Consider the following 23916-nt stretch of genomic DNA (forward strand, 5'->3'; position numbering starts at 1 on the left):
TTTTGGTGATATTTATCACAAAAAGGGAGGTTTTAATTTGCGATACAAAATAAATTTTTTACACTCGGCATGAGTGATACGTGCCATGCGTTGTTTCTAAAAAGGTAGTGAGAGCTCCAAATAAACTACTAATAGGGTCCGTCCGCGGACAACATAGGGGGAAAAGGTGAACATTCTTAGTTATTTGCAAAAGGTGGGACGGGCGCTGATGGTGCCGGTCGCCACGCTGCCCGCCGCCGCCATCTTGATGGGCGTCGGGTACTGGATTGACCCTGTTGGTTGGGGCGGCGACAACGCGCTCGCCGCTTTCTTCATTAAATCCGGCTCCGCTATCATCGACAACATGTCGGTGCTGTTCGCTATCGGCGTGGCCTACGGCATGTCCAAAGACAAGGACGGCGCCGCCGCGTTGACCGGCTTCGTCGGCTTCCTGGTGCTGACCACCCTCTGTTCACCGGCCGCCGTGTCGATGATTCAGAAGATCCCGCTGGATCAGGTGCCTGCCGCGTTCGGCAAGATCCAGAACCAGTTCGTCGGTATTCTGGTGGGCATCATTTCCGCCGAAGTGTACAACCGCTTCAGCGGCGTCGAGCTGCCTAAGGCGCTGTCGTTCTTCAGCGGCCGCCGCCTGGTGCCGATCCTCATCTCCTTCCTGATGATCCTGGTCGCTTTCATTCTGATGTACATCTGGCCGGTGATCTTCAACGGTCTGGTGAACTTCGGTGAACACATCCAGAAAATGGGCTCGGTCGGCGCGGGCATCTATGCCTTCTTCAACCGCCTGCTGATTCCGGTTGGCCTGCACCACGCGCTGAACTCGGTGTTCTGGTTCGACGTGGCCGGCATCAACGATATTCCTAACTTCCTCGGTGGCCAGCAGTCGATCGAAGCCGGTAAAGCGGTTGTCGGCATCACCGGCCGTTATCAGGCGGGCTTCTTCCCGATTATGATGTTCGGTCTGCCGGGTGCGGCGCTGGCCATTTATCATTGCGCGCGTCCTGAGAACAAAGCCAAAGTGGCGGGCATCATGCTGGCGGCCGCGTTCGCCGCCTTCTTTACCGGTATCACCGAACCGCTGGAATTCTCCTTCATGTTCGTGGCGCCGGTGCTGTATGTGATCCACGCCGTGCTGACCGGTATCTCGGTGTTCATCGCCGCCAGCATGCACTGGATCGCCGGTTTCGGCTTCAGCGCCGGCCTGGTCGATATGGTGTTGTCGTCCCGCAACCCGCTGGCGACCCACTGGTACATGCTGATCCCGCAAGGCTTGGCGTTCTTCGTCATCTACTACGTGGTGTTCCGCTTCACTATCAACAAGTTCAACCTGATGACCCCGGGCCGCGAGCTGGCGGTTGCCGGTGACGAAACCGACGGCTACGACGTCAACGTCGACAGCAACGCCGGTAAAGACGAGAACGAAACCACCACGCTGGCCCGTCGCTACGTCGGCGCGATCGGCGGCTCCGACAACCTGACCGGCATCGATGCCTGCATCACCCGCCTGCGTCTGAATGTGAAAGACTCCGCGCTGGTGAACGACGCGTTGGCGAAACGCCTCGGCGCATCGGGCGTTATCCGCCTGAACAAGCAGAGCGTGCAAGTGATCGTCGGCACCCGTGCCGAACTTATCGCCAGCGCGATGCGCAACGTGATCGCGGCCGGCCCGGTAGCGGCAGCGGCGGCTCCGGCGGCGGCCCCTGCTGCAGAAGCCAAACCGCAGGCGGTGCCGAACGCACCGAAAGCCGCGTTTGAAACGCTGGTGGCGCCGGTAACCGGTGAAGTGGTGGCGCTCGATCAGGTGCCGGACGAAGCCTTCGCCAGCAAGGCGGTAGGCGACGGCCTGGCGATTCGCCCGACCGACAACATCGTGGTGTCGCCGGCTGACGGCACCGTGGTGAAAATCTTCAATACCAACCACGCCTTCTGCCTGGAAACCGACAAGGGCGCTGAGATCGTGGTGCACATGGGGATCGACACCGTCGCGCTGGAAGGCCAGGGCTTCAAACGCCTGGTGGAGGAAGGCGCGGAAGTGAAAGCCGGTCAACCGATTCTGGAACTGGATCTGGATTACCTGAACGCCAATGCGCGTTCGATGATAAGCCCGGTGGTAGTCAGCAATTCTGACGACTATGCCGGCCTGGCGGCGCTGGCCAGCGGCTCGGTGGTCGCCGGTCAGACCAAGCTGTACGAGATCCAGAAATAAGGCTGTTTTTACCTGAGTAGTACCCGGGGCCGGTCACGCATCATGGCGGAGTTTGCCCCGACTTGGCGGGAAGAGAGCGATCTCTTCCCGCTTTTTTTATCCCATTTCGCTCCACGGCGGTGCGCTGCGCGCCGATGGTGCAATATGCCGCATTTTTCGTGAAACAAACGGTTGTTTCCAGACGTGGCTTGTTGGATCATAGGCGGTTATGTGTAGCGCTTTGCATTGAGGAACAGTGAAATGAGTGAGGCTGAAGCCCGCCCAACCAATTTTATCCGTCAGATCGTCGATGAAGATCTGGCGTCGGGGAAACACACGTCGGTACATACCCGTTTCCCGCCGGAGCCTAACGGTTATCTGCATATCGGCCACGCCAAGTCCATCTGCCTGAACTTCGGCATCGCCAAGGACTATCAGGGCCAGTGCAACCTGCGTTTCGATGACACCAACCCGGTGAAAGAAGACATCGAGTTCGTGGAGTCAATCAAGCACGACGTGGAGTGGCTGGGCTTTGAGTGGAGCGGCAACGTTCATTACTCCTCAGACTATTTCGATCAGCTGCACCAGTATGCGGTTGAGCTGATTACCAAAGGGCTGGCCTACGTCGATGAGCTGTCGCCGGAGCAGATCCGTGAATATCGCGGCACCCTGACCTCGCCGGGCAAAGACAGCCCGTACCGCGACCGCAGCGTGGAAGAGAACCTGGCGCTGTTCGAGAAGATGCGCAACGGCGAGTTCGCCGAAGGCGCCGCCTGCCTGCGCGCCAAGATCGATATGGCTTCGCCGTTTATCGTGATGCGCGATCCGGTGCTGTACCGCATCAAGTTTGCCGAACACCACCAGACCGGCAACAAATGGTGCATCTACCCGATGTATGATTTCACCCACTGCATTTCCGATGCGCTGGAAGGGATCACCCATTCGCTGTGCACCCTGGAGTTCCAGGATAACCGCCGTCTGTATGACTGGGTGCTGGATAACATCACCATTCCTTGCCACCCGCGGCAGTACGAGTTTTCGCGTCTGAACCTCGAATACGCCATCATGTCGAAGCGCAAGCTACACCAACTGGTGGCCGAGAAGATCGTCGAAGGTTGGGATGACCCGCGCATGCCGACCGTCTCCGGTCTGCGCCGCCGCGGTTATACCGCCGCCTCGATTCGCGAGTTCTGCCTGCGCATCGGCGTGACCAAGCAAGACAACAACGTCGAGATGGTGGCGTTGGAATCCTGCATTCGCGACGATCTGAACGAGAACGCCCCGCGCGCCATGGCGGTGCTGGATCCGGTGAAAATCGTCATCGAGAACATGGGCGACGCGGTGGAAATGGTCACCATGCCTAACCACCCGAACAAGCCGGAAATGGGCAGCCGCGATGTGCCGTTCAGCCGTGAGATCTATATCGATCGCGCCGACTTCCGCGAAGAAGCCAACAAGCAGTACAAGCGTCTGGTGCTGGGTAAGGAAGTGCGTCTGCGCAATGCGTACGTGATCAAGGCCGAGCGCGTCGAGAAGGACGAAGCGGGCGAGATCACCACCATCTTCTGCAGCTACGATGCGGAAACGCTGAGCAAAGATCCTGCCGACGGCCGCAAGGTGAAGGGCGTGATCCACTGGGTGTCCGCGGCGCACGCGCTGCCGGCGGAAATTCGCCTATACGATCGCCTGTTCAGCGTGCCTAACCCGGGCGCGGCGGAGGATTTCCTCTCCACCATCAACCCGGAATCGCTGGTCATCAAGCACGGTTTCGTCGAGCCGAGTCTGGCGGCCGCCCAGCCGGAGAAGGCCTACCAGTTCGAGCGTGAAGGCTACTTCTGTGCTGACAACCGTTACTCGTCGGCCGAGCATCTGGTGTTTAACCGCACCGTTGGTCTGCGTGACACCTGGGCGAAAATCGAAGGCTAATCTTATTCGCCTTGGAAATTAATGAATCAGCGCGGCTTAGGCCGCGCTTTTTTTATGTCTGCCATTGAGCAAATCATCTATTCCTGCAGCGTTATTCCGGGCTGTGCTTAATTAACCGCGGTGCGTTAATCAATAAGTTTTCTGATATTGGACTTAATAATCTTAATTTTTACTTATATATTCGTGATGCGAATTAATTTCATTTGGAGAGCGCTCTCAATTTTTATTGTCTGAATGACGGATTTGGTCAGGCTGAAACCATTAATCGTCTCTTGTTGACCTCGTATCTCAATTTATTCTGATTTAATTGAATTTTTTATTCGACACCTTCCATGAACACCGGCGTAACAAAATCTCACTGATATGTGCTCCTTGTCATATTTTGACAAATCTCCCGCATTTTTCATTTGATAATTCGCGTCGCGAAAAATAGTCTGTCTGTAGCAATTAGTGCTGTGGGAATAACATCTCGTCGGCAATTTTTTTTACCCGTTCGGGTTTTTTATTGGCAGTCGTGCAGGGCAGTGGTGAACACAGGCGGCTGCAACTTTTAAGTTAAGTCAAAGAGGAATTTCAATATGGGTACGCACGGTGCTCAGCGTAAAACGCTGGCGCTCGCAGTCGCGGGCGCGCTGTTGGGAACAGGGTTTGCCATGGCGCCTGAGGCGAAAGCCGCAGGGTTTATCGATGATTCCACGCTGACCGGCGGCATCTATTACTGGCAACGTGAGCGCGACCGTAAAGATCTCAATCCGGACAGCAAGGATTACAACCAATACACCACCAACCTGTCGCACTCTACCGCCAACCTGAGCCTGGATTTCGCCTCGGGCTACGCCTGGGACATGTTCGGCTTGGATGTCGGTGCCTTTACCGCCATCGAGCTGGCGGAATCCAGCGCCAGCGGCCACCCTAACGAGATCGCGTTCTCCTCAAAAAACCGTACCTACGACGAAGACTATTCCGGTGACAAAGGCGGCGTCAGCCTGTACAAAGCCGCCGCCAAGTTCAAATACGGCCCGGTCTGGGCGCGCGCCGGCTATATTCAGCCGAGCGGCCAAACCCTGCTGGCGCCGCACTGGAGCTTTATGCCGGGCACCTATCAGGGCGCCGAGGCCGGCGCCAAGTTCGACTACGGCGATGCCGGCGCGTTGAGCTTCTCCTACATGTGGGCCGACAAATACAAGGCGCCGTGGCATATCGAGGTGGACGACTTCCGCCAGAACGATAAGAAAACCCGCGTCTCCTACCTGCACTCGCTGGGCGCCAAGTACGATTTCAAAAACGATCTGGTGCTGGAAGCCGCCTTCGGCCAGGCCCAGGGTTACGTGAATCAGTACTTCACCAAGGCGTCTTACAAATTCGATGTGCTGGGCAACCCGCTGACCACCAGTTACCAGTTCTACGGTGCGGAAGATCGCATCAGCGACAAGAACGATCCGAACAGCATCTACGACGGGCTGGCCTGGCTGCAGGCGCTGACCTTCGGTTACACCACCGGCCAGTTCAACTGGCGTCTGGAAGGCACCATGGTCAAGGCGGAAGGCAACCAGGGTTTCTTCCTGCAGCGCATGACCCCGACCTACGCCTCGTCCAACGGCCGCCTGGACGTGTGGTGGGACAACCGCTCCGACTTTAACGCCAACGGCGAGAAAGCGGTGTACGCCGGCGTGATGTATGACCTCAGCAACTGGAACCTGCCGGGCATGGCGGTCGGCGGCTCCTACGTTTACGCCTGGGACGCCAAGCCGAGCACCAACCCGATCTACGATCAGAGCCAGCGCCTGAAAGAGAGCGCCTGGAGCCTGGACGCGATGTACACCATCCAGGAAGGGCGCGCCAAGGGCACGCTGATCAAGCTGCACTACACCCAGTATGACAACCACACCAACATCCCGAGCTGGGGCGGCGGTTACGGCAACATCTTCCAGGACGAGAAAGACGTCAAGTTCATGGTCATCGCGCCATTCACCATCTTCTGATGCGTTCCCCGGCCTCGTCGCCGGGGGCAGTTAAGGGAATTCAACGATGAAAAAAATCATGCTGATGTTGGCGGCCGCCGCGGCCTTGAGCGCCTGCGCGCAACCCGCCGCGCCGCCGGAAGACGCCAAATTGAAGCAGGCTTACAGCGCCTGCATCAACACCGCCGAAGGTTCGCCGGAGCGTCTGCAGCCCTGCAAGGCGGTGTTGAACGTGCTGAAACAAGAGAAACAGCACCAGCAGTTCGCCGCGCAGGAAACGGTGCGGGTGATGGATTATCAGAACTGCATTATGGCGGTGCACAGCGGTAACGGTCAGGCTTACGACGCCAAGTGCGGCAAGCTGTGGCAAGAAATTCGCGATAACAATAATTAAGAAGGACGAGAAGATGAACGCATTCAAACTGAGCGCACTGGCCGCTTTGACGGCAACGATGGGATTCCTGGGCGGCATGGGTAATGCCATGGCCGATCAACAGCTGGTGGATCAGCTGAGCCAGCTGAAGCTGAACGTGAAAATGCTGGATAACCGCGCCGGCGAAAACGGCGTGGATTGCGCGGCGCTGGGCGCCGACTGGGCCTCATGCAACCGGGTGTTGTTCACCCTCAGCAACGACGGGCAGGCGATCGACGGCAAGGACTGGGTCATCTATTTCCACAGCCCGCGCCAGACCTTGCGGGTGGATAACGATCAGTTCAAGATCGCGCATCTGACCGGCGATCTGTACAAGCTGGAGCCGACCGCCAAATTCAGCGGTTTCCCTGCCGGCAAGGCGGTGGAAATCCCGGTGGTCGCCGAATACTGGCAGCTGTTCAGAAACGACTTCCTGCCGCGCTGGTATGCCACCTCCGGCGACGCCAAGCCGAAAATGCTGGCGAATACCGACACCGAAAACCTGGACCAGTTCGTGGCGCCGTTCACCGGCGATCAGTGGAAGCGCACCAAGGACGACAAAAACATTCTGATGACGCCGGCTTCGCGCTTTGTCAGCAATGCCGATCTGCAGACGCTGCCCGCCGGCGCGCTGCGCGGCCAGATCGTGCCGACACCGATGCAGGTGAAAGTGCACGCACAGGACGCCGACCTGCGCAAAGGGGTATCGCCGGATCTGAGCACGCTGGTCAAGCCGGCGGCGGACGTCGTCAACCAGCGCTTCGCGCTGCTGGGCGTGCCGGTTCAGGCCAACGGTTACCCGATCAAGACCGACATCCAGCCGGGCAAGTTTAAAGGCGCGATGGCGGTGCCGGGCGCTTATGAGCTGAAAATCGGTAAGAAAGAGGCGCGGGTGATCGGCTTCGATCAGGCCGGGGTGTTCTACGGGTTGCAGTCGATCCTGTCGTTAGTGCCGAGCGACGGCAGCGGCAAGATCGCCACGCTCGACGCCAGCGATGCGCCGCGCTTCCAGTATCGCGGCATTTTCCTTGACGTGGCGCGCAACTTCCATAAGAAGGACGCGGTGCTGCGCCTGCTGGATCAGATGGCGGCTTACAAGCTCAATAAATTCCACTTCCACCTGAGCGATGACGAAGGCTGGCGCATCGAGATCCCCGGTTTGCCGGAGCTGACGGAAGTCGGCGGCCAGCGCTGCCACGATCTGAGCGAAACCACCTGCCTGCTGCCGCAGTACGGCCAGGGGCCGGACGTCTACGGCGGCTTCTTCAGCCGTCAGGACTATATCGACATCATCAAATACGCCCAGGCGCGCCAGATTGAGGTGATCCCGGAGATCGACATGCCGGCGCACGCCCGCGCGGCGGTGGTCTCTATGGAAGCGCGCTACAAGAAACTGCATGCCGCCGGCAAAGAGCAGGAGGCCAACGAGTTCCGCCTGGTGGATCCGACCGATACCTCCAATACCACCTCGGTGCAGTTCTTTAACCGCCAGAGCTACCTGAACCCGTGCCTGGATTCCTCCCAGCGCTTTGTCGACAAGGTGATTGGCGAGATTGCCCAGATGCATAAAGAAGCCGGGCAGCCGATCAAAACCTGGCACTTCGGCGGCGATGAGGCGAAAAACATCCGCCTGGGCGCCGGCTATACCGACAAGGCGAAACCGGAGCCGGGTAAAGGCATCATCGACCAGAGCAACGAAGACAAGCCGTGGGCCAAGTCGCAGGTTTGCCAGACGATGATCAAAGAAGGCAAGGTGGCCGACATGGAACACCTGCCGAGCTACTTCGGCCAGGAGGTCAGCAAGCTGGTGAAGGCGCACGGCATCGACAGAATGCAGGCCTGGCAAGACGGCTTGAAAGACGCCGAGAACGCAAAGGCGTTCGCCACCTCGCGCGTGGGCGTCAACTTCTGGGATACGTTGTATTGGGGCGGTTTCGATAGCGTCAACGACTGGGCCAACAAAGGGTATGAAGTGGTGGTCTCCAACCCGGACTACGTCTACATGGACTTCCCTTACGAGGTGAACCCGGACGAGCGTGGTTACTACTGGGGCACCCGCTTCAGCGACGAGCGCAAGGTGTTCAGCTTCGCGCCGGACAACATGCCGCAGAACGCGGAAACCTCGGTCGACCGCGACGGCAACCACTTTAACGCCAAAAGCGACAAGCCGTGGCCGGGCGCCTACGGTCTGTCCGCTCAGCTGTGGAGCGAAACCCAGCGCACCGATCCGCAGATGGAATACATGATCTTCCCGCGCGCGCTGTCGGTGGCGGAACGCGCCTGGCACCGAGCCGGTTGGGAGCAGGACTATCGCGCCGGCCGTGAATACAAAGGCGGGGAAACCCACTTTGTCGACACCAAGGCGCTGGAGAAAGACTGGTTGCGCTTCGCCAATATCCTGGGCCAACGAGAACTGGCCAAGCTGGACAAAGGCGGCGTCGCTTACCGTCTGCCGGTGCCGGGCGCGCGCGTGGCGGGCGGCAAGCTGGAAGCGAATATCGCGCTGCCGGGATTGGGCATCGAGTACTCCACCGACGGCGGTAAGCAGTGGCAGCGCTATGATGCCAAGGCCAAACCGGCGGTCTCCGGCGAAGTACAGGTGCGCTCGGTCAGCCCGGACGGTAAACGTTACAGCCGCGCCGAGAAGGTCTAAGCCCGGCACATCGGCCTGTCGTCATGGCGGCGGGCCGCTTAACGAAGGGGGAATGCGTTCGCCCCCGCGCGTGCCGGCGTGGGGCGGATGTTGAAGTGAGAGCAGTACGTGGAGTCGCAGTGCCGCTGCAATTGTAGTATTTCATGACATGATCTTTCCCCGGCTTGCCCGGGGATTTTTTTGCCCGTTGTACGGCGGGCATAAAAAAACCGCCTCAATGTGAGGCGGTTTCTCATAGCCGGTGAGGCTTATTTCTTGTCGTGCAGCGATTCGTCTTCGCGGCAGTCACCGGTTTCACAGTGGCCGTACAGGTACAGACTGTGGTTGGTAAGCTTGATGCCGTGCTGCTTGGCGATATCACGCTGGCGCACTTCGATGGATTCGTCGCTGAATTCGATCACTTTGCCGCAGTCCAGGCAAATCAGGTGATCGTGGTGATGCTGTTGGGTCAGCTCGAACACGGACTTGCCGCCTTCGAAGTTGTGACGTGTCACAATGCCCGCATCGTCAAACTGGTTCAGTACGCGATAAACCGTTGCCAGGCCGATCTCTTCGCCCATATCAATCAGTTTTTTGTACAAATCTTCCGCACTGACGTGATGGCATTCCGGATTTTGCAGTACTTCCAGGATTTTGAGTCGCGGAAGCGTGACTTTTAAGCCGGCCTTCTTCAATGCGATGTTGTTGTCGGTCATGCGAATTCAGTCCTGTTACTATGCTAATCAAGTTGAGGCGTACTCGCCTGTGGCATCGGTCGGCACAAAGAGTTAATGCGTCTCATTATAGAACCGGTTGTACTAAATGGAAACCGCCGGTTGTTAACAAAGATATAATTGCACTATTGCATGTTTTGCATGCAACGCCTTGATGGATGGGATAAACCGATATCTCAGTCTACCGTGACGGGGTGGGAAGTTACAAATCTGTAGCTTCTATCGCAGCAATCCCTGTTGCCGATGACGGCCCTGTCGGCACACTATGCACTTTACAGGGCCTTTGTTCAACCTTTCGCCAGTCCCGGCGTTTAGCCGACGATATCGGCCAGGCTCAGCTCTTCGACAATCTGTTTGACCCAGGCGTCGACGCGCTCATTGGTCAGCTCCGGCTGACGGTCTTCGTCGATCGCCAGACCGATGAAGTGGTTGTCGTCCGCCAGGCCTTTGGAAGCTTCGAAGTGGTAGCCTTTGGTCGGCCAGTGGCCCACGATGGCCGCGCCGCGCGGTTCGATGATGTCGCGGATGGTGCCCATCGCGTCACAGAAGTATTCCGCGTAGTCTTCCTGGTCGCCGCAGCCGAACAGCGCCACCAGTTTGCCGTTGAAATCGACTTCTTCCAGCGTCGGGAAGAAATCGTCCCAGTCACACTGCGCTTCACCGTAGTACCAGGTCGGGATACCCAGCAGCAGGATATCGAACCCTTCCAGGTCTTCTTTGCTGCTTTTGGCGATGTCGTGCACTTCAGAGACGTCGTCGCCAAACTGTTTCTGGAGAATTTTCTGGATCATTTTGGCAATGTTTTCGGTATTGCCAGTGTCGCTGCCAAAGAAAATGCCTACAGTAGCCATATCGCGTATAACCTTTAAATTCAATTAATTGCATTACTCGGCGCCGGCACTGCCGCCGATTAAAATGATGCCATGGCAAGAGCCTTTCGCCACGGTGGCGGGCGCCGACAGGCGCAGTCTCTTACCGGTAAATGCGTATCATGCCAGAAAGTGGCGCCGGGGTTTTATCGCATTTATGCGATGCCGAAGGATGAAGAAAAGCGTGGTCGATCCGGCGTTGTCCTTAACGCCGCGCCGCGCGTGCGGCCGAAGAGATCAATGTTCCGGCTGTTCTTCCGCCAGTTGCGCCAACAGCATCTGCTCGATGAGTTCGCTGCGGCTGATGTTGCGCTGTTCCGCCAGTTTGTTCAGGGCGTCCACCGCATCCGCGTTGATTTTCAGCTCTACGCGCCGCAATCCGCGCACTTTATCGCGCCGTAACTGATTGCGCTTATTGATTCTAAGCTGTTCATCGCGGGAAAGCGGGTTGGTTTTCGGGCGCCCCGGACGGCGTTCATCTGCGAACAGATCCAGCGTCGTGCGATCCGTTTGTTCTTTTGCCATAGGTAGCGGTACTGCAAGGGAGTTTGCATCAAAAAGCGCTCGCACGCTTCCGGAGGCATCGGTTAACACACTTCGGGCCAATAAACCCTAACCCAAATTTACCCCCGAACCGGCGTTCGCGAACGCGCTGGCGCGGCGGCAAAATTATAGCGCGCCATATTACCCCAGCAGATGGAGCGGCGACAATGCCTAACTGCGGGCTAAACGCGCTAAGCCGTTATCTTTAGCGCGTTTTTTCGCCAGGTGAGCGCGTTTTTCAGGCTTCGCCGAGGAAACGGTGGATGGCGCGCAGCACCGCTTCCGGTTTTTCGGCGTGCACCCAATGGCCGGTGCCGGCGACGACGTGCGCGCGTGCCTGCGGGAATTGGCGGGCGATGTCTGCACGGTAGCTGTCCTGCACGTACGGCGACAGGCCGCCGCGAATGAACAGGGTCGGGTGTGGCCAGGCCGGGACTTCCTGCCAGCCGGTGATGTCTTCGTAGCGTTCGATCAGCACCGGCAGGTTGAAGCGCCATTCACCGTTATGGAAGGACTTCAGCAGGAACTGGATCACGCCTTCTTCCTGCAGGTAGTCGCGCATCAACTGGGCGGCCGCCTGGCGCTGGGTAATGCCGGCGGCGCTGACGGCCTTCAGCGCGGCGAAGATCTCGTCATGGCGTCGGGTCTGGTAATCCACCGGCGCGACGTCGATGACGATCAGCTTGGCGATGCGCTCGGGCGCGATGGCGGTCAGCGCCATCGCCGCTTTGCCGCCCATCGAGTGGCCGATGACGATCGCTTTCTCCAGCTGCAGTTCGTCGAGCAGCGCCAGCAGATCTTGCGCCATGGCGGGGTAGTTCATGTCGTCGGCGCGCGGGGAGAGGCCGTGGTTGCGCAGATCGACCTTGATCACACTGTGCTGTTTATGCAGATCGCGCGCCAGCACGCCCAGGTTGTCGAGATTGCCGAACAGCCCGTGGATCAGCAGCACCGGCAGCGCGTCTGACTCGGCGGCCAGCAGTTGATAATGTAATTTCATGGCGAAGTTCATACAGAGAGAGATTCAGATTAGGGTATCATGATTGAATCGCACGATGAATCATGCGGAATTTTCGCGGCGCGGGCTTGGCAGTGCCGGCTATAGGTATTAGTCTGCATTTGCCGTCTGGAGGCACATTGTTGTGTTCGCCCCAGCGCTTTTAACCTTATAATCCCATGGCTTGAATGCAGGATCTGGCTTCAGGTTCTAAGTAGAAAAAACAGTATTGGATAAAGATGAAAACTATTGAAGTCGACGAAGAGCTTTACCGTTATATTGCCAGCCACACGCAACACATCGGTGAAAGCGCGTCCGATATTTTACGCCGCATGTTGAAATTCACCGCCGGGCAGCCGGCGCGCGCGTTGCCTGCCGCCAGTGCGTCGCAGTCCGTCGAGCTGGAAAAAGCGGCGCCGGTTCAGCGCCCGCGCGATCGCGTACGCGCCGTGCGTGAACTGCTGCTGTCGGATGAATACGCCGAGCAGAACAAAGCGGTCAACCGTTTCATGCTGGTGCTGTCCACGCTGTACACCCTCGATGCCGCCGGTTTTGCCGCCGCCACCGAGGCGTTGACCGGCCGTACCCGCACCTATTTCGCCGGCGATCAGCAGACCCTGCTGGCCAACGGCACGCATACCAAGCCGAAGCATGTGCCTGGCACCCCTTACTGGGTGATCACCAATACCAATACCGGCCGCAAGCGCAGCATGATCGAACACATCATGCAGGCGATGCAGTTCCCGGCGGAACTGATCGAGAAAGTTTGCGGTACCGTCTAATTTAGCGAACAGCCCGTCATGATGGCCGTGCGCGACGTATTTGCCCGGTCACCGACAGGGATGAGGGAGATATGTCGATGGCGAATAATCCACGTGCCGGGCAGCCCGCCCGCCAAAGCGATCTGATCAACGTAGCCCAGCTGACGTCGCAGTACTATGTGCTGCAACCGGAAGCCGGCAATGCCGCACATGCGGTGAAGTTTGGCACCTCCGGCCACCGCGGCAGCGCGCAGCGCCACAGCTTCAACGAAGCGCACATCCTCGCCATCGCTCAGGCGATCGCCGAAGTTCGTCATCAGCAGGGCACCACCGGCCCGTGCTACGTGGGTAAAGACACCCATGCGCTGTCCGAACCGGCCTTTATTTCCGTGCTGGAAGTGCTGACCGCCAACGGCGTCGATGTGATCGTGCAGGAAAACAACGGCTTCACGCCAACGCCGGCGGTATCGCACGCCATTCTGTGCCACAACCGCCGCGGCGGCGCGCAGGCCGACGGCATCGTCATTACGCCGTCCCACAACCCGCCGGAAGACGGCGGCATCAAGTACAACCCGCCGAACGGCGGTCCGGCTGACACCAACCTGACGTCGGTGATCGAAAAGCGCGCCAACGAACTGCTGGCGCAGCAGCTGAAAGGCGTTCAGCGCCAGTCGCTGGACAAAGCCTGGAACAGCGGCCACCTGCACGCCAAAGATCTGGTGCAGCCTTATGTCGAAGGCCTGGTTGACGTGGTCGACATGCCGGCCATTCAACGCGCCGGCCTGAAACTGGGCGTGGATCCGCTCGGCGGCTCCGGCATCGCCTATTGGCAGCGCGTGGCGGAACACTACAAGCTGGATCTGACGCTGGTGAACGACTCCATCGATCAGACCTTCCGCTTTATGCACCTGGATCACGACGGTATCATCCGCATGGACTGCTCGTCCGAGTCGGCGATGGCCGGCCTGCTGGCACTGCGCGACAAATTCGATCTGGCGTTCGCCAACGATCCGGATTACGACCGTCACGGCATCGTCACGCCGAAGGGCCTGATGAACCCGAACCACTATCTGGCGGTAGCCATCAACTACCTGTTCCGGCATCGCCCGCAGTGGGGCGCCGATGTGGCGGTAGGTAAAACGCTGGTGTCCAGCGCGATGATCGATCGCGTGGTGGCTGACCTGGGCCGCAAGCTGGTGGAAGTGCCGGTTGGTTTCAAATGGTTCGTGGACGGCCTATTCGACGGCAGCCTGGGCTTCGGCGGCGAAGAGAGCGCCGGGGCCTCGTTCCTGCGCTTCAACGGCCAGCCTTGGTCGACCGACAAAGACGGCATCATCATGTGCCTGCTGGCGGCTGAAATCACCGCGGTAACCGGTGAAAATCCGCAGCATCACTATGACGATCTGGCCAAGCGCTTCGGTGCGCCAAGCTACAACCGCATCCAGGCGCCGGCAACCCATGCGCAGAAAGCGGCGCTGTCCAAGCTGTCGCCGGAGATGGTCAAGGCCAGTACGCTGGGCGGGGACCCGATCACCGCGCGTCTGACCGCAGCGCCGGGCAACGGCGCGTCGATCGGCGGCCTGAAAGTGATGACCGACAACGGTTGGTTCGCGGCCCGTCCTTCCGGTACCGAAGAGGCATACAAGATCTACTGCGAGAGCTTCCTCGGGGCGGAACACCGCGAGAAAATCGAGCACGAAGCGGTCGAGATCGTCAGCGAAGTGCTGGCTTCCGCTAAATAATCGTTGTTCTCGTCTGATAAAAAGCGCTGTTTTTACAGCGCTTTTTTTATGCCTGTAATTTAGATATATCTTTTTCACGGCACGCGCTTGCGCATTTAGATATATCGATCTAGATTAGCGTTATCGACGCTGTTTAGATATATCTAAACAACCTCGTATTGATGTTCACTGTTAAAGCGAGGTATCACCCTATGTTTCATCGATTAGGTTTACACCGGCATCATCACCATCATGAATGTGAAGAGGGGCGCCGTCATCGCGGTGGGCGCCATCACTTCGGCGGCGACGGCGAAGAGCATGGCCGTGGCGGGCGCGGCGGCCGGGGCGGGCGTCATCGTCTGTTCGAACACGGCGATCTGCGTCTGGTGTTGCTGGCGCTGGTGGCGCGCAAGCCCAGCCACGGGTACGAGTTGATCAAAGCAATAGAAGAAGCTTCTTCCGGCCTGTATGTGCCGAGCCCGGGGGTGATTTACCCCACGCTGACGCTGCTGGAAGAGCAGGATTTTCTCGAACCGTTCACCACCGGCAACGGCCGCAAAAGCTACCGCATCACCTCGGCGGGCGAGGGCGAGCTGCAAAAGCATCAACAGGTGGTTGAGGTCATTCTGGCGCGTCTGGCGGGCGCCGGCCGCGAGCATCATCGGCACGGCAACCTGGCGGAAGGCATTTACGACGCCATGAACCGTCTGCGCAGTCTGCTGCGCGGCAACGTGATGCGCGCCGATCTTACGCCGCAGCAGGTGGAGCGCATCAACGCCGCACTGTTGACCGCCGTGGCGGCGATCGAAAGCGAAATGCACATTCAACCCACGCAGCAGGAGGAGAACTGATGCCCGGCCACCGTTTTAACATTACCGTTGAAGCCCTGAGCGACCGCCAGGGCAACCCCGTCGAGAAGGCACCGCTGAGTTTTGAGGTGACCAACCATGACGATATTCTCGAGATCGTCGAGCGCATTCGGGCGCGTGACGATCTGAACTTCGGCCCTGAGCAGAGCGCGGCCTTCGCCGTGGGGTTGAAACTGTTCTCCGAAGTGATGATCGAAAACCGCAAACACCCGGTGTTCGCTCCGCTGCGCGAGGCGTTCAAGGAATTTATGGTCGGATTGAAGAAGGGCCCGGTGGCGTAACGGCGCGGCAAACCGCGCCCGTCGGGGTTAAGGCATGAAACGGTAGCCGACGCCGGTTTCGGTCAGCAGGTGTTTGGGCCGGGCCGGATCGGCTTCCAGCTTCTGCCGCAGATGGCCCATGTAGATGCGCAGGTAGTGGCTGTGTTCCACGTAGTTCGGCCCCCAGACGTGGCTCAGCAGCTGGCGTTGGGTAATCACCTTGCCGGCGTTGGCCAGCAGCTCCGCCAACAGGCGAAACTCTATCGGCGTCAGGTGCAGATCTTCGTCGTTGCGCAGCACCCGGCGATTGACCAGATCGACGGTGATTTCCGAAAAGCTCACCAGCGGGCTTTCCTGCTGGCTGGCGGAGTGACGGCGCAGCGCGACCCGCACCCGCGCCAACAGTTCGCCGATGCCGAACGGTTTGCTGAGATAGTCGTCGGCGCCGGCGTCCAGCGCGGCGATCTTGTCCTCTTCGGCGTTGCGCGCCGACAGCACGATCACCGGAATGGCGCTCCACTGCCGCAGATCGCGGATGTAGCTCAGCCCGTCGCCATCCGGCAAGCCCAAATCCAGGATGATCAGATCCGGTTTGCGCGTGCCGGCCTCAATCAGCCCACGCTGCAGGGTTTCACTTTCAAACACCCGCAGGCCTTCGCTCTCCAGCGCGGTGCGCACGAAGCGGCGGATCTCTTTTTCATCTTCAACAATCAGAATGTTGGTTGGCGTTATGCTCACGTTTCCCCTGCGTTGATTACAGATCGAAGGCGTCGCCGTCGATCTCGGGCGGTTTTTCCAGCGGCAGCACGAAGCGGAAGCTGGCGCCGCCGTTGGCGCCGTTTTCCGCCCAGATGCGGCCATCATGCACTTCAATAATGGCACGGCAAATGGCTAACCCCAAGCCGACGCCGGGGATCGCCGACTCTTTATTGCCGCGTGAAAACTTGTCGAAAATCAGCTGCAGCTGATCGGCGGGGATGCCGGGGCCGTTATCCCAGACCTCGACTTCCAGCCACTCGGGCAGCGTGCGGGCGCGAATGCCGATGGTGGCCTCGGCGCCGGCGTATTTATTGGCGTTTTCCAACAGGTTGGTGAACACCCGTTCCAACAGGCTGCCGTCGCAGTTGACCAGGATCTGTTCCGGCGGCAGCTCGACCACGATCGGATGCTGGCTGAGCAGCGGCTCCAGCATGTGCAGCGAGGCGCCGACGATCTCTTCCAGCGACTGCCACTCTTTACGCAGGCTGAAACCGCCGGACTGGATGCGCGCCATATCCAGCAGGTTGTTCACCAGCCGGGTGGTGCTCAGCACCTGCTGGCGGATCTGGCTGGCCTGGGTGGCGTGATTGGAGCCTTCGGCCGCCAGGTCCAGCGTGAGAATTTCCGCCTGGCCGAACAGCACGGTCAACGGGGTGCGCAGATCGTGCGACAGCGCCGCCAGCAGCGAGTTGCGCAGCTGCTCGCGTTCGGCGTCCAGCTTGGCTTCTTCGGCGCTGCGCGCCAGGTGCAGCCGTTCCAGCGCGCTGGCGATCAGCACTGCGAAGGTTTGCAGCAGCCGCTGTTGTTCCGGCACCATCAGCTGGCGCAGGTTGTTGGGTTCGATCGCCAACAGCCCGAAGGTCTGTTTGGGGGTATTGAGCGGCAGCAGCTGGTAAGGCACGCCGGGCAGAGTGTCGGTGCCGGCGCCGGCCGGCAAGCCTTTATCGAAACTCCAGCGCGCGATGGCTTCGTCTACCGACAGCAGCCCGCCTTCCTCGCCGATCATTTGCTGCAGCCGGCCGTCTTCCTGCGGCAGCAGCAGCACGGTTTTCGCCTGGAAGCTGCTGGAGAGGAAATGACGGCTGGTGTTGGCGATGTCGGCCACGGTCAGCGCGCGGCTCAGCCCGCGTGACATTTCGTACAGATGGCGCGCCCGCTGCTCGCGGTAGCGCGCCACCCGGGCCTGATAACGCACCCCGGCGGTCAGGTTGCCGATGATGATGCCGACGGCGAGCATCACGCCGAAGGTCAGCAGATACTGCATATCGCTGACGGCGAACGACCATTCGGGCTGGACGAAGAACAGATCGAAACTGGCGACGTTGATCACCGCCGCCAGCACCGATGGCCAGCGGCCGAAGAACAGCGCGACGATCGCCACGCCGAGAAGGTAGACCATCACCAGGTTGGCCTGATCGAAGCCCGGCAGCAGCCACTGCGAGAGCAGGGTGATCAGTGCGCACAGCGCCACCGCCACCGCACAGCCGCGCAGCTGCATGCGCCATTTCTCATTGAAGCTGCGGCCGTCGTGCTCCTTGCCCGGCGGCGGCGGTGCGGCGTCGCTGTCCAGCGCGACGATCACCAGATCGAGATCCGGGCCCAGTCTGCCGAGGCGATCGGCGAAGCTGCCGCGCAGCTTCCAGCGCTGCTCGCTGCGGCGGCCGATGATGATTTTGCCGAGGTTATGTTCGCGGGCGTAGCGCAGCACCGCGCGCTCTTCGGACGGATCGGCCAGGGTGGCGGTTTCGGCGCCCAGCTCCTGCGCCAGCCGCAGCGCACGCAGAATGGCGCGGCGTTGGTTTTCCGGCAGCCGGTGCAGCTTGGGGGTTTCCACATAGACTGCATGCCAGTGGCAGCCGAGCCGCGCCGCCAGGCGGGCGGCGATGCGCACCAGCTTTTCGTTGCCGCTGTTGTGGCCGACGCACAGCAGAATGCTGTCGCGGGTGTGCCACACTTTCTCGCGCCCCTGGGTGTCGCGAAACTCGCGCATCTGGTCATCGACCCGATCGGCGGTGCGGCGCAGCGCTAACTCGCGCAGGGCGATCAGGTTGCCTTTACGGAAAAAATGCTCGATGGCGCGCTCGGCCTGGCCGGGAATATACACTTTGCCTTCGTGCAGCCGCCGGCGCAGATCGTCCGGCGGCAGATCGACCAGCACCACTTCGCTGGCCTCGTCAAACACGTGGTCGGGCACCGTTTCGCGCACCCGCACGCCGGTCACGCCGCCCACCACGTCGTTCAGACTTTCCAAATGCTGCACGTTGACGGTAGTCAGCACGTCGATGCCGGCGTCCAGCAGCTCTTCCACATCCTGCCAGCGTTTGGGGTGGCGCGAACCGTGAGCGTTGCTGTGCGCCAGTTCATCCATCAGGATCAGCGCCGGATGGCGCGCCAGCGCGGCGTCGAGATCGAATTCATGCACCAGCCGGCCGCGATGCTGGATGCGCTTTTGCGGCAACAGCGCCAGGCCGTCGAGCAGGGCGGCGGTCTCGCTGCGGCCGTGGGTTTCCACCACGCCGACCAGCACGTCCAGCCCCTGAGCGCGCAAACGCTGGGCCTCCTGCAGCATGGCATAGGTTTTGCCCACGCCGGCGCAGGCGCCGAAGAATACCTTCAACCGGCCGCGCGGTTTTTCATTGGCCAGCGCCAGCAGGCTATCGGGATCGGGACGCTGCTGTTCTTCTTCGACCATGACAATTCCTTGTGTTACCAAGCAAAAAGGGGTTCGGCATGCCGAACCCTATCACTATGCTGAATACGGCGCGCTACTTCAACGCATCCAGCGCCAGGTTCAGCTTCAGCACGTTGACCACCGATTCCCCCATGAAGTTGGGCGTGGCCCGATCGGTGTTGTCTTCGATCAGTTTGGCGACCTGTTCCGGCGGCAGATGACGCGCCGCCGCGACCCGCGCCAGCTGATACCGCGCCGCGGCGATCGAAATCTGCGGATCCAGCCCGCTGCCGGAGGCGGTCAGCAGATCCACCGGGATCGGGCCGCTCATGGCCGGATTGGCCTGGCGCAGCTGCGCCGCGCGTTCGGCGATAGCCTTATCCAGCGCCGGGTTGGTGGCCGCCAGGTTGCTGCCGGCGGAGGCCTGTGGATTATAAGCCGAATCGCCGGTCGCCGACGGGCGGCCCCAGAAATAGTCGGCGCGCGTGAAGTTCTGGCCGATCAGCGCAGAGCCGACCGCCTTGTCGCCCTGGTACAGCAGCGAACCGTTGGCCGCGCCCGAAAACAGCAGCTGCGCCAGCCCGGTGGTCAGCAGCGGATAGGCGATGCCGGTGATCAGAGTCAGCAGGATCAACATCACCAGCGCAGGTCGTAAATACGTCATGTTCATTTCCCTCAATGGTTAACCGGCGACGTGCAGCGCGACCAGGATCAGGTCGATCAGTTTGATGCCGATGAACGGCACCAGCAGACCGCCGACCCCATACAGCCACAGGTTGCGGCGCAGCAGAGCCGCGGCGCTCATCGGTTTGTAGCTCACCCCTTTCAGCGCCAGCGGGATCAGAAACACGATCACCAGGGCGTTGAAGATCACCGCCGACATGATGGCGGAGGCGGGGGAGTGCAGGTGCATCACGTTCAGCGCGTTCAGCTGCGGATAGGTGGCCGCGAACGCCGCCGGAATGATGGCGAAGTACTTGGCCACGTCGTTGGCGATGCTGAAGGTGGTCAGCGAGCCACGCGTCATCAGCATCTGTTTGCCGATATGCACCACTTCGATCAGCTTGGTCGGGTTGGAATCCAGATCGACCATGTTGCCCGCCTCTTTGGCGGCCTGGGTGCCGGAGTTCATCGCCACCGCCACATCGGCCTGCGCCAGCGCCGGGGCGTCGTTGGTGCCGTCGCCGGTCATCGCTACCAGACGGCCTTCCGCCTGATACTGGCGGATCAGCGCCAGCTTGGCTTCCGGCGTGGCTTCCGACAGGAAGTCGTCCACCCCGGCTTCGGCGGCGATCGCCGCCGCAGTCAGCGGGTTATCGCCGGTGATCATCACCGTTTTGATGCCCATCTTGCGCAGCTCATTGAAGCGTTCCTTAATGCCGCCCTTGACGATATCCTTCAGCGCTACCACGCCCAGTACCCGGGCGCCTTCCGCCACCACCAGCGGTGTACCGCCGGTGCGCGCCACGCTTTCCACCAGATCGTCCACCGCCCGCGGGAAGTGCCCCTGATTGGATTCGACGTGACGGCGAATGGCATCCACTGCGCCTTTGCGGATCATGCGCTCCTGCACGTTGACGCCGCTCATGCGGGTCTGGGCGGAGAAGGGCACGAAGGTGGCGTTCAGCGCCTGCAGATCGCGCTCGCGCAGGTTGAATCGTTGTTTGGCCAACACCACGATGCTGCGGCCTTCCGGCGTTTCGTCCGCCAGCGAGGCCAGCTGCGCGGCATCCGCCAGCTCTTGCTCTTTCACGCCCGGCGCCGGCAGGAACTCCGAAGCCTGGCGGTTGCCCAGCGTGATGGTGCCGGTTTTATCCAGCAGCAGCACGTCCACGTCGCCGGCGGCTTCCACCGCGCGGCCGCTGGTGGCGATCACGTTGGCGCCGAGCATGCGGCTCATCCCGGCCACGCCGATGGCGGACAGCAGGCCACCGATGGTGGTGGGGATCAGGCAAACCAGCAGCGCGACCAGCACGGTGATGGTGACCACGCTGCCGCTGCCGGCCGCCTCGACGCTGTATTGCGAGAACGGGAACAGGGTGGCGGTGGCCAACACGAACACGATGGTCAGCGCCACCAGCAGGATGGTCAGCGCGATCTCGTTCGGCGTTTTGCGGCGCTTGGCGCCTTCCACCATGGCGATCATGCGATCGAGGAAGGTTTCCCCCGGGTTGACGCTGCACTGCACCACCAGCCAGTCGGACAGCACGCGGGTGCCGCCGGTGACCGAGGAGAAGTCGCCGCCGGACTCGCGGATCACCGGGGCGGATTCCCCGGTGATGGCGCTTTCATCCACCGAAGCGCCGCCCTCCAGCACTTCGCCGTCGCACGGGATGGTATCGCCGGCTTCCACCAGCACGATATCGCCTTTGCGCAGGCTCTCGGCGGCCACTTTCTCCGTGGCGCCGTCGCGGCGCGGGCCGGCCAGTTTTTTCGCCCAGCTGGTTTTCTTGGTGCCCTTCAGGCTTTCCGCCTGGGCCTTGCTGCGGCCTTCGGCCAGCGCCTCGGCGAAGTTGGCGAACAGCACGGTGAACCACAGCCACAGGGAGACGCTGCCGGTAAAGGCGGCGGCGCCGTCGGTTTGGCCGGTGAGCATCGCCAGCCAGATAGCGGTGGTCAGCAGGCTGCCGATATACACCACGAACATCACCGGGTTGCGCCATTGAACGCGAGGATCCAGTTTTTTCACCGCATCGATCAGCGCGGTGCGCACCAGAGCCGGTTCAAACAGCGCGCGTTGTTTGCGAGTCATCTCTTATTCTCTCTCTGTGACGTCGGTTAGTTTGCCAGCCAAAGCTGCAAATGCTCGGCCACCGGGCCCAGCGCCAGCGCCGGCACGAAGGTCAGCGCGCCCACCAGCAGCACGGTGCCGATCAGCAGGCCGATAAACAGCGGCCCATAGGTTGGCAGGGTGCCGTTGCCCGCCGGCTGGCGTGGCTTGGCGCTCAGCGAACCGGCGATCGCCAGCACCGGCAGGATCACCCCGAAGCGGCCGACGAACATGGCGAAGGCCAGCAGCAGGTTGTAGAACGGCGTATTGACGCTCAACCCGGCGAAGGCGCTGCCGTTGTTGTTGGCGGCGGAGGACAGGGCATACAGCACTTCGCTGAAGCCGTGGGCGCCCGGATTGAGGATGCCGGCGCGGCCCGCGTCGGTGCCGATCGCCAGCGCGCTGCCCAGCAACACCAGCGTCGGCGTGACCAGGATCGCCAGCGCGGTCATCTTCATGTCGTAAACGTCGATCTTCTTGCCCAGATATTCCGGGGTGCGGCCGATCATCAGACCGGCGATAAACACCGTCAGCAGTACGAACAGCAGCATGCCGTACAGGCCGGAGCCGACGCCGCCGAACACCACTTCACCGATCTGCATCAGCCACATCGGCACCATGCCGCCCAGCGCGGTGAAGGAGTCGTGCATGGCGTTGACCGCCCCGCAGGACGCGGCGGTGGTCACCACCGAGAACAGGCTGGTGGCGAGAATGCCGAAGCGCGACTCTTTGCCTTCCATATTGATGTTGCTGTCGGCGCCCAGCGCGCTCAGGTGCGGGTTGCCCGCCAGCTCGGCAACCATCACCACCACCACCGCCACCACGAAGATCAGCGCCATCGCCCAGATCAGCGCGTGGCCCTGACGGTTTTCTCCGGCCAGCTGGCCGAAGGAGAAGCACAGCGCGCAGGGGATCAGGAAGATGGCCAGCATCTGCACGAAGTTGGTCAGCACGGTCGGGTTTTCGAACGGGTGCGCCGAGTTGGCGCCGAAGAACCCCCCGCCGTTGGTGCCGAGCATCTTGATCGCTTCCTGCGAAGCGACCGGCCCCATCGGCAGCGTCTGCTGCGCGCCTTCGAGCGTGGTGACGTGCAGGTAAGGCAGGAAGTTTTGCAGCGTGCCCTGGCTGACGAAGAACAGGGCGATCAGCAGCGCGATCGGCAGCAGCACATACAGCGTGATGCGGAACAGATCGGCCCAGGCGTTGCCGACGGTCTTGCCGGCGCGGCGGGTAAAGGCGCGGATCAGCGCAAAGGCCACGGCGATGCCGGTGGAGGCGGAAACGAAGTTCTGCACCGCCAGCCCGGCCATCTGGCTGAAATAGCTGAGGGCGCTTTCACCGCTGTAGGCTTGCCAGTTGGTGTTGGTGACGAAGCTGACGGCGGTGTTGAGCGCCAGATCCCAGGAGAGGCCAGGGAAGCCTTGCGGGTTGAGCGGCAGCGAGCCCTGCGCCATCAGCAGGGCGAACAGCAGTGCCAGGCCGAGCAGGTTAAACGCCAGGATCGCCAGCGCGTACTGCCACCAGTTCATCTCGGTGGGGCGGATGCCGCAGGCGCGCCAGACGCCAGCTTCCACTGCGCGCAGCGCAGGCAGCGGCTCACCTTCGATCAGGCGCGCCATAAAACCGCCCAGCGGCCGGGCCAGCAGCAGAAGCACCAGCAGGAAACTGGCGATCAGTAAAAAGGCTGAAGCCGCCATCAGAAATCCTCCGCGTTAAACAGGGCGTAGACCAGATAGGCCAACAGCAGCAGAACCAACAGCGCACCACCAATAACGCTGAAACTCACGGGACACCTCCAGAGGTGTTGTTTTTGATAGAGGCAGTGTAGGGAGCGGGGTAGAAAGAAGAT

At 60.7% G+C, this 23916-nt stretch carries 19 protein-coding genes; 9 read left to right on the plus strand and 10 right to left on the minus strand.

The genetic code is table 11. The features are described from left to right. Positions 1-166 precede the first annotated feature (166 nt). From nagE to GT753_RS01635, 5 genes are all read left to right on the plus strand, one after another. The gene (nagE, locus tag GT753_RS01615) at positions 167-2203 is read left to right on the plus strand and encodes an N-acetylglucosamine-specific PTS transporter subunit IIBC (RefSeq protein ID WP_031299992.1); all 2037 of its coding nucleotides are present in this window, start codon (positions 167-169) and stop codon (positions 2201-2203) included. 240 nt (positions 2204-2443) lie between these two features. After that, positions 2444-4108 carry a glutamine--tRNA ligase gene (gene glnS / locus GT753_RS01620; protein WP_015376953.1) on the plus strand — a complete coding sequence of 555 codons (1665 nt, stop codon included), beginning with the start codon at positions 2444-2446 and terminating at the stop codon, positions 4106-4108. A 578-nt stretch (positions 4109-4686) separates the two neighbouring features. Next, a complete protein-coding gene (locus GT753_RS01625; protein ID WP_004939945.1) occupies positions 4687-6090 on the plus strand; it encodes an OprD family outer membrane porin in 1404 nt (467 codons plus the stop codon). Between the two features lie 46 nt (positions 6091-6136). Continuing rightward, positions 6137-6463 (plus strand): ChiQ/YbfN family lipoprotein, encoded by a 327-nt coding sequence (chiQ, locus tag GT753_RS01630; protein WP_004939944.1) that lies wholly within the window; start codon positions 6137-6139, stop codon positions 6461-6463. Between the two features lie 13 nt (positions 6464-6476). Further along, positions 6477-9134 (plus strand): beta-N-acetylhexosaminidase, encoded by a 2658-nt coding sequence (locus GT753_RS01635; RefSeq protein ID WP_076740484.1) that lies wholly within the window; start codon positions 6477-6479, stop codon positions 9132-9134. A 248-nt stretch (positions 9135-9382) separates the two neighbouring features. Here GT753_RS01635 and fur read toward each other — a convergent pair whose 3' ends face one another. The 4 genes from fur to ybfF all read right to left on the minus strand — a co-directional run bounded on the left by fur (position 9383) and on the right by ybfF (position 12271). Next, positions 9383-9829, minus strand: a complete 447-nt coding sequence (fur, locus tag GT753_RS01640; RefSeq protein ID WP_004939939.1) for a ferric iron uptake transcriptional regulator — start codon at positions 9827-9829, stop codon at positions 9383-9385. A gap of 329 nt (positions 9830-10158) precedes the next feature. Further along, a complete protein-coding gene (gene fldA, locus GT753_RS01645) occupies positions 10159-10698 on the minus strand; it encodes a flavodoxin FldA (protein ID WP_004939938.1) in 540 nt (179 codons plus the stop codon). A gap of 255 nt (positions 10699-10953) precedes the next feature. Continuing rightward, positions 10954-11241, minus strand: coding sequence for a LexA regulated protein (ybfE, locus tag GT753_RS01650; protein ID WP_004939936.1), 288 nt, complete (start codon positions 11239-11241; stop codon positions 10954-10956). A gap of 256 nt (positions 11242-11497) precedes the next feature. Then, positions 11498-12271 (minus strand): esterase, encoded by a 774-nt coding sequence (gene ybfF, locus GT753_RS01655; RefSeq protein WP_015376956.1) that lies wholly within the window; start codon positions 12269-12271, stop codon positions 11498-11500. A gap of 224 nt (positions 12272-12495) precedes the next feature. Between ybfF and seqA the strand changes: the two genes are divergently transcribed. The 4 genes from seqA (at position 12496) to GT753_RS01675 (ending at position 15888) form a co-directional block, all read left to right on the plus strand. Continuing rightward, the gene (gene seqA / locus GT753_RS01660; protein ID WP_015376957.1) at positions 12496-13038 is read left to right on the plus strand and encodes a replication initiation negative regulator SeqA; all 543 of its coding nucleotides are present in this window, start codon (positions 12496-12498) and stop codon (positions 13036-13038) included. Positions 13039-13115: 77 nt separating this feature from the next. Beyond that, positions 13116-14759, plus strand: a complete 1644-nt coding sequence (gene pgm, locus GT753_RS01665) for a phosphoglucomutase (alpha-D-glucose-1,6-bisphosphate-dependent) (RefSeq protein ID WP_041922314.1) — start codon at positions 13116-13118, stop codon at positions 14757-14759. A 191-nt stretch (positions 14760-14950) separates the two neighbouring features. Then, entirely contained in the window at positions 14951-15589 is a 639-nt protein-coding gene (locus tag GT753_RS01670) for a PadR family transcriptional regulator (protein ID WP_160125197.1), read from the plus strand. Then, complete coding sequence (locus GT753_RS01675) at positions 15589-15888, plus strand: DUF3861 domain-containing protein (protein WP_015376960.1); 300 nt, start codon at positions 15589-15591, stop codon at positions 15886-15888. Before GT753_RS01670 ends, GT753_RS01675 begins: the two co-directional genes overlap by 1 nt. A 27-nt stretch (positions 15889-15915) precedes the next feature. On the opposite strand, the gene kdpE is transcribed toward GT753_RS01675, so the two are convergent. The 6 genes from kdpE to GT753_RS01705 form a co-directional block, all read right to left on the minus strand. Then, positions 15916-16605, minus strand: coding sequence for a two-component system response regulator KdpE (gene kdpE / locus GT753_RS01680; protein WP_019454051.1), 690 nt, complete (start codon positions 16603-16605; stop codon positions 15916-15918). Between the two features lie 16 nt (positions 16606-16621). Next, positions 16622-19318, minus strand: coding sequence for a two-component system sensor histidine kinase KdpD (gene kdpD, locus GT753_RS01685; RefSeq protein ID WP_015376962.1), 2697 nt, complete (start codon positions 19316-19318; stop codon positions 16622-16624). Positions 19319-19391: 73 nt separating this feature from the next. Continuing rightward, positions 19392-19961, minus strand: a complete 570-nt coding sequence (kdpC, locus tag GT753_RS01690; protein WP_015376963.1) for a potassium-transporting ATPase subunit KdpC — start codon at positions 19959-19961, stop codon at positions 19392-19394. Positions 19962-19979: 18 nt separating this feature from the next. After that, positions 19980-22049 carry a potassium-transporting ATPase subunit KdpB gene (gene kdpB, locus GT753_RS01695; protein ID WP_021504609.1) on the minus strand — a complete coding sequence of 690 codons (2070 nt, stop codon included), beginning with the start codon at positions 22047-22049 and terminating at the stop codon, positions 19980-19982. A gap of 26 nt (positions 22050-22075) precedes the next feature. Continuing rightward, a complete protein-coding gene (gene kdpA, locus GT753_RS01700; protein ID WP_075684749.1) occupies positions 22076-23764 on the minus strand; it encodes a potassium-transporting ATPase subunit KdpA in 1689 nt (562 codons plus the stop codon). After that, a complete protein-coding gene (locus tag GT753_RS01705) occupies positions 23764-23853 on the minus strand; it encodes a K(+)-transporting ATPase subunit F (RefSeq protein WP_016928742.1) in 90 nt (29 codons plus the stop codon). The genes kdpA and GT753_RS01705 overlap by 1 nt, the downstream gene beginning before the upstream one ends. Between the last annotated feature and the right edge of the window lie 63 nt (positions 23854-23916).

The organism is Serratia sp. Z4 (assembly GCF_009900725.1).
Taxonomy (GTDB): domain Bacteria; phylum Pseudomonadota; class Gammaproteobacteria; order Enterobacterales; family Enterobacteriaceae; genus Serratia; species Serratia nematodiphila.

Bases quoted from the DNA above. Each gene is read 5' to 3' on its own strand.
- glnS (WP_015376953.1), top strand. From the start codon at position 2,444: ATGAGTGAGGCTGAAGCCCGCCCAACCAATTTTATCCGTCAGATCGTC.
- GT753_RS01625 (WP_004939945.1), top strand. From the start codon at position 4,687: ATGGGTACGCACGGTGCTCAGCGTAAAACGCTGGCGCTCGCAGTCGCG.
- chiQ (WP_004939944.1), top strand. From the start codon at position 6,137: ATGAAAAAAATCATGCTGATGTTGGCGGCCGCCGCGGCCTTGAGCGCC.
- GT753_RS01635 (WP_076740484.1), top strand. From the start codon at position 6,477: ATGAACGCATTCAAACTGAGCGCACTGGCCGCTTTGACGGCAACGATG.
- fur (WP_004939939.1), bottom strand. From the start codon at position 9,829: ATGACCGACAACAACATCGCATTGAAGAAGGCCGGCTTAAAAGTCACG.
- fldA (WP_004939938.1), bottom strand. From the start codon at position 10,698: ATGGCTACTGTAGGCATTTTCTTTGGCAGCGACACTGGCAATACCGAA.
- ybfE (WP_004939936.1), bottom strand. From the start codon at position 11,241: ATGGCAAAAGAACAAACGGATCGCACGACGCTGGATCTGTTCGCAGAT.
- ybfF (WP_015376956.1), bottom strand. From the start codon at position 12,271: ATGAACTTCGCCATGAAATTACATTATCAACTGCTGGCCGCCGAGTCA.
- seqA (WP_015376957.1), top strand. From the start codon at position 12,496: ATGAAAACTATTGAAGTCGACGAAGAGCTTTACCGTTATATTGCCAGC.
- pgm (WP_041922314.1), top strand. From the start codon at position 13,116: ATGGCGAATAATCCACGTGCCGGGCAGCCCGCCCGCCAAAGCGATCTG.
- GT753_RS01670 (WP_160125197.1), top strand. From the start codon at position 14,951: ATGTTTCATCGATTAGGTTTACACCGGCATCATCACCATCATGAATGT.
- GT753_RS01675 (WP_015376960.1), top strand. From the start codon at position 15,589: ATGCCCGGCCACCGTTTTAACATTACCGTTGAAGCCCTGAGCGACCGC.
- kdpD (WP_015376962.1), bottom strand. From the start codon at position 19,318: ATGGTCGAAGAAGAACAGCAGCGTCCCGATCCCGATAGCCTGCTGGCG.
- kdpC (WP_015376963.1), bottom strand. From the start codon at position 19,961: ATGACGTATTTACGACCTGCGCTGGTGATGTTGATCCTGCTGACTCTG.
- kdpB (WP_021504609.1), bottom strand. From the start codon at position 22,049: ATGACTCGCAAACAACGCGCGCTGTTTGAACCGGCTCTGGTGCGCACC.
- kdpA (WP_075684749.1), bottom strand. From the start codon at position 23,764: ATGGCGGCTTCAGCCTTTTTACTGATCGCCAGTTTCCTGCTGGTGCTT.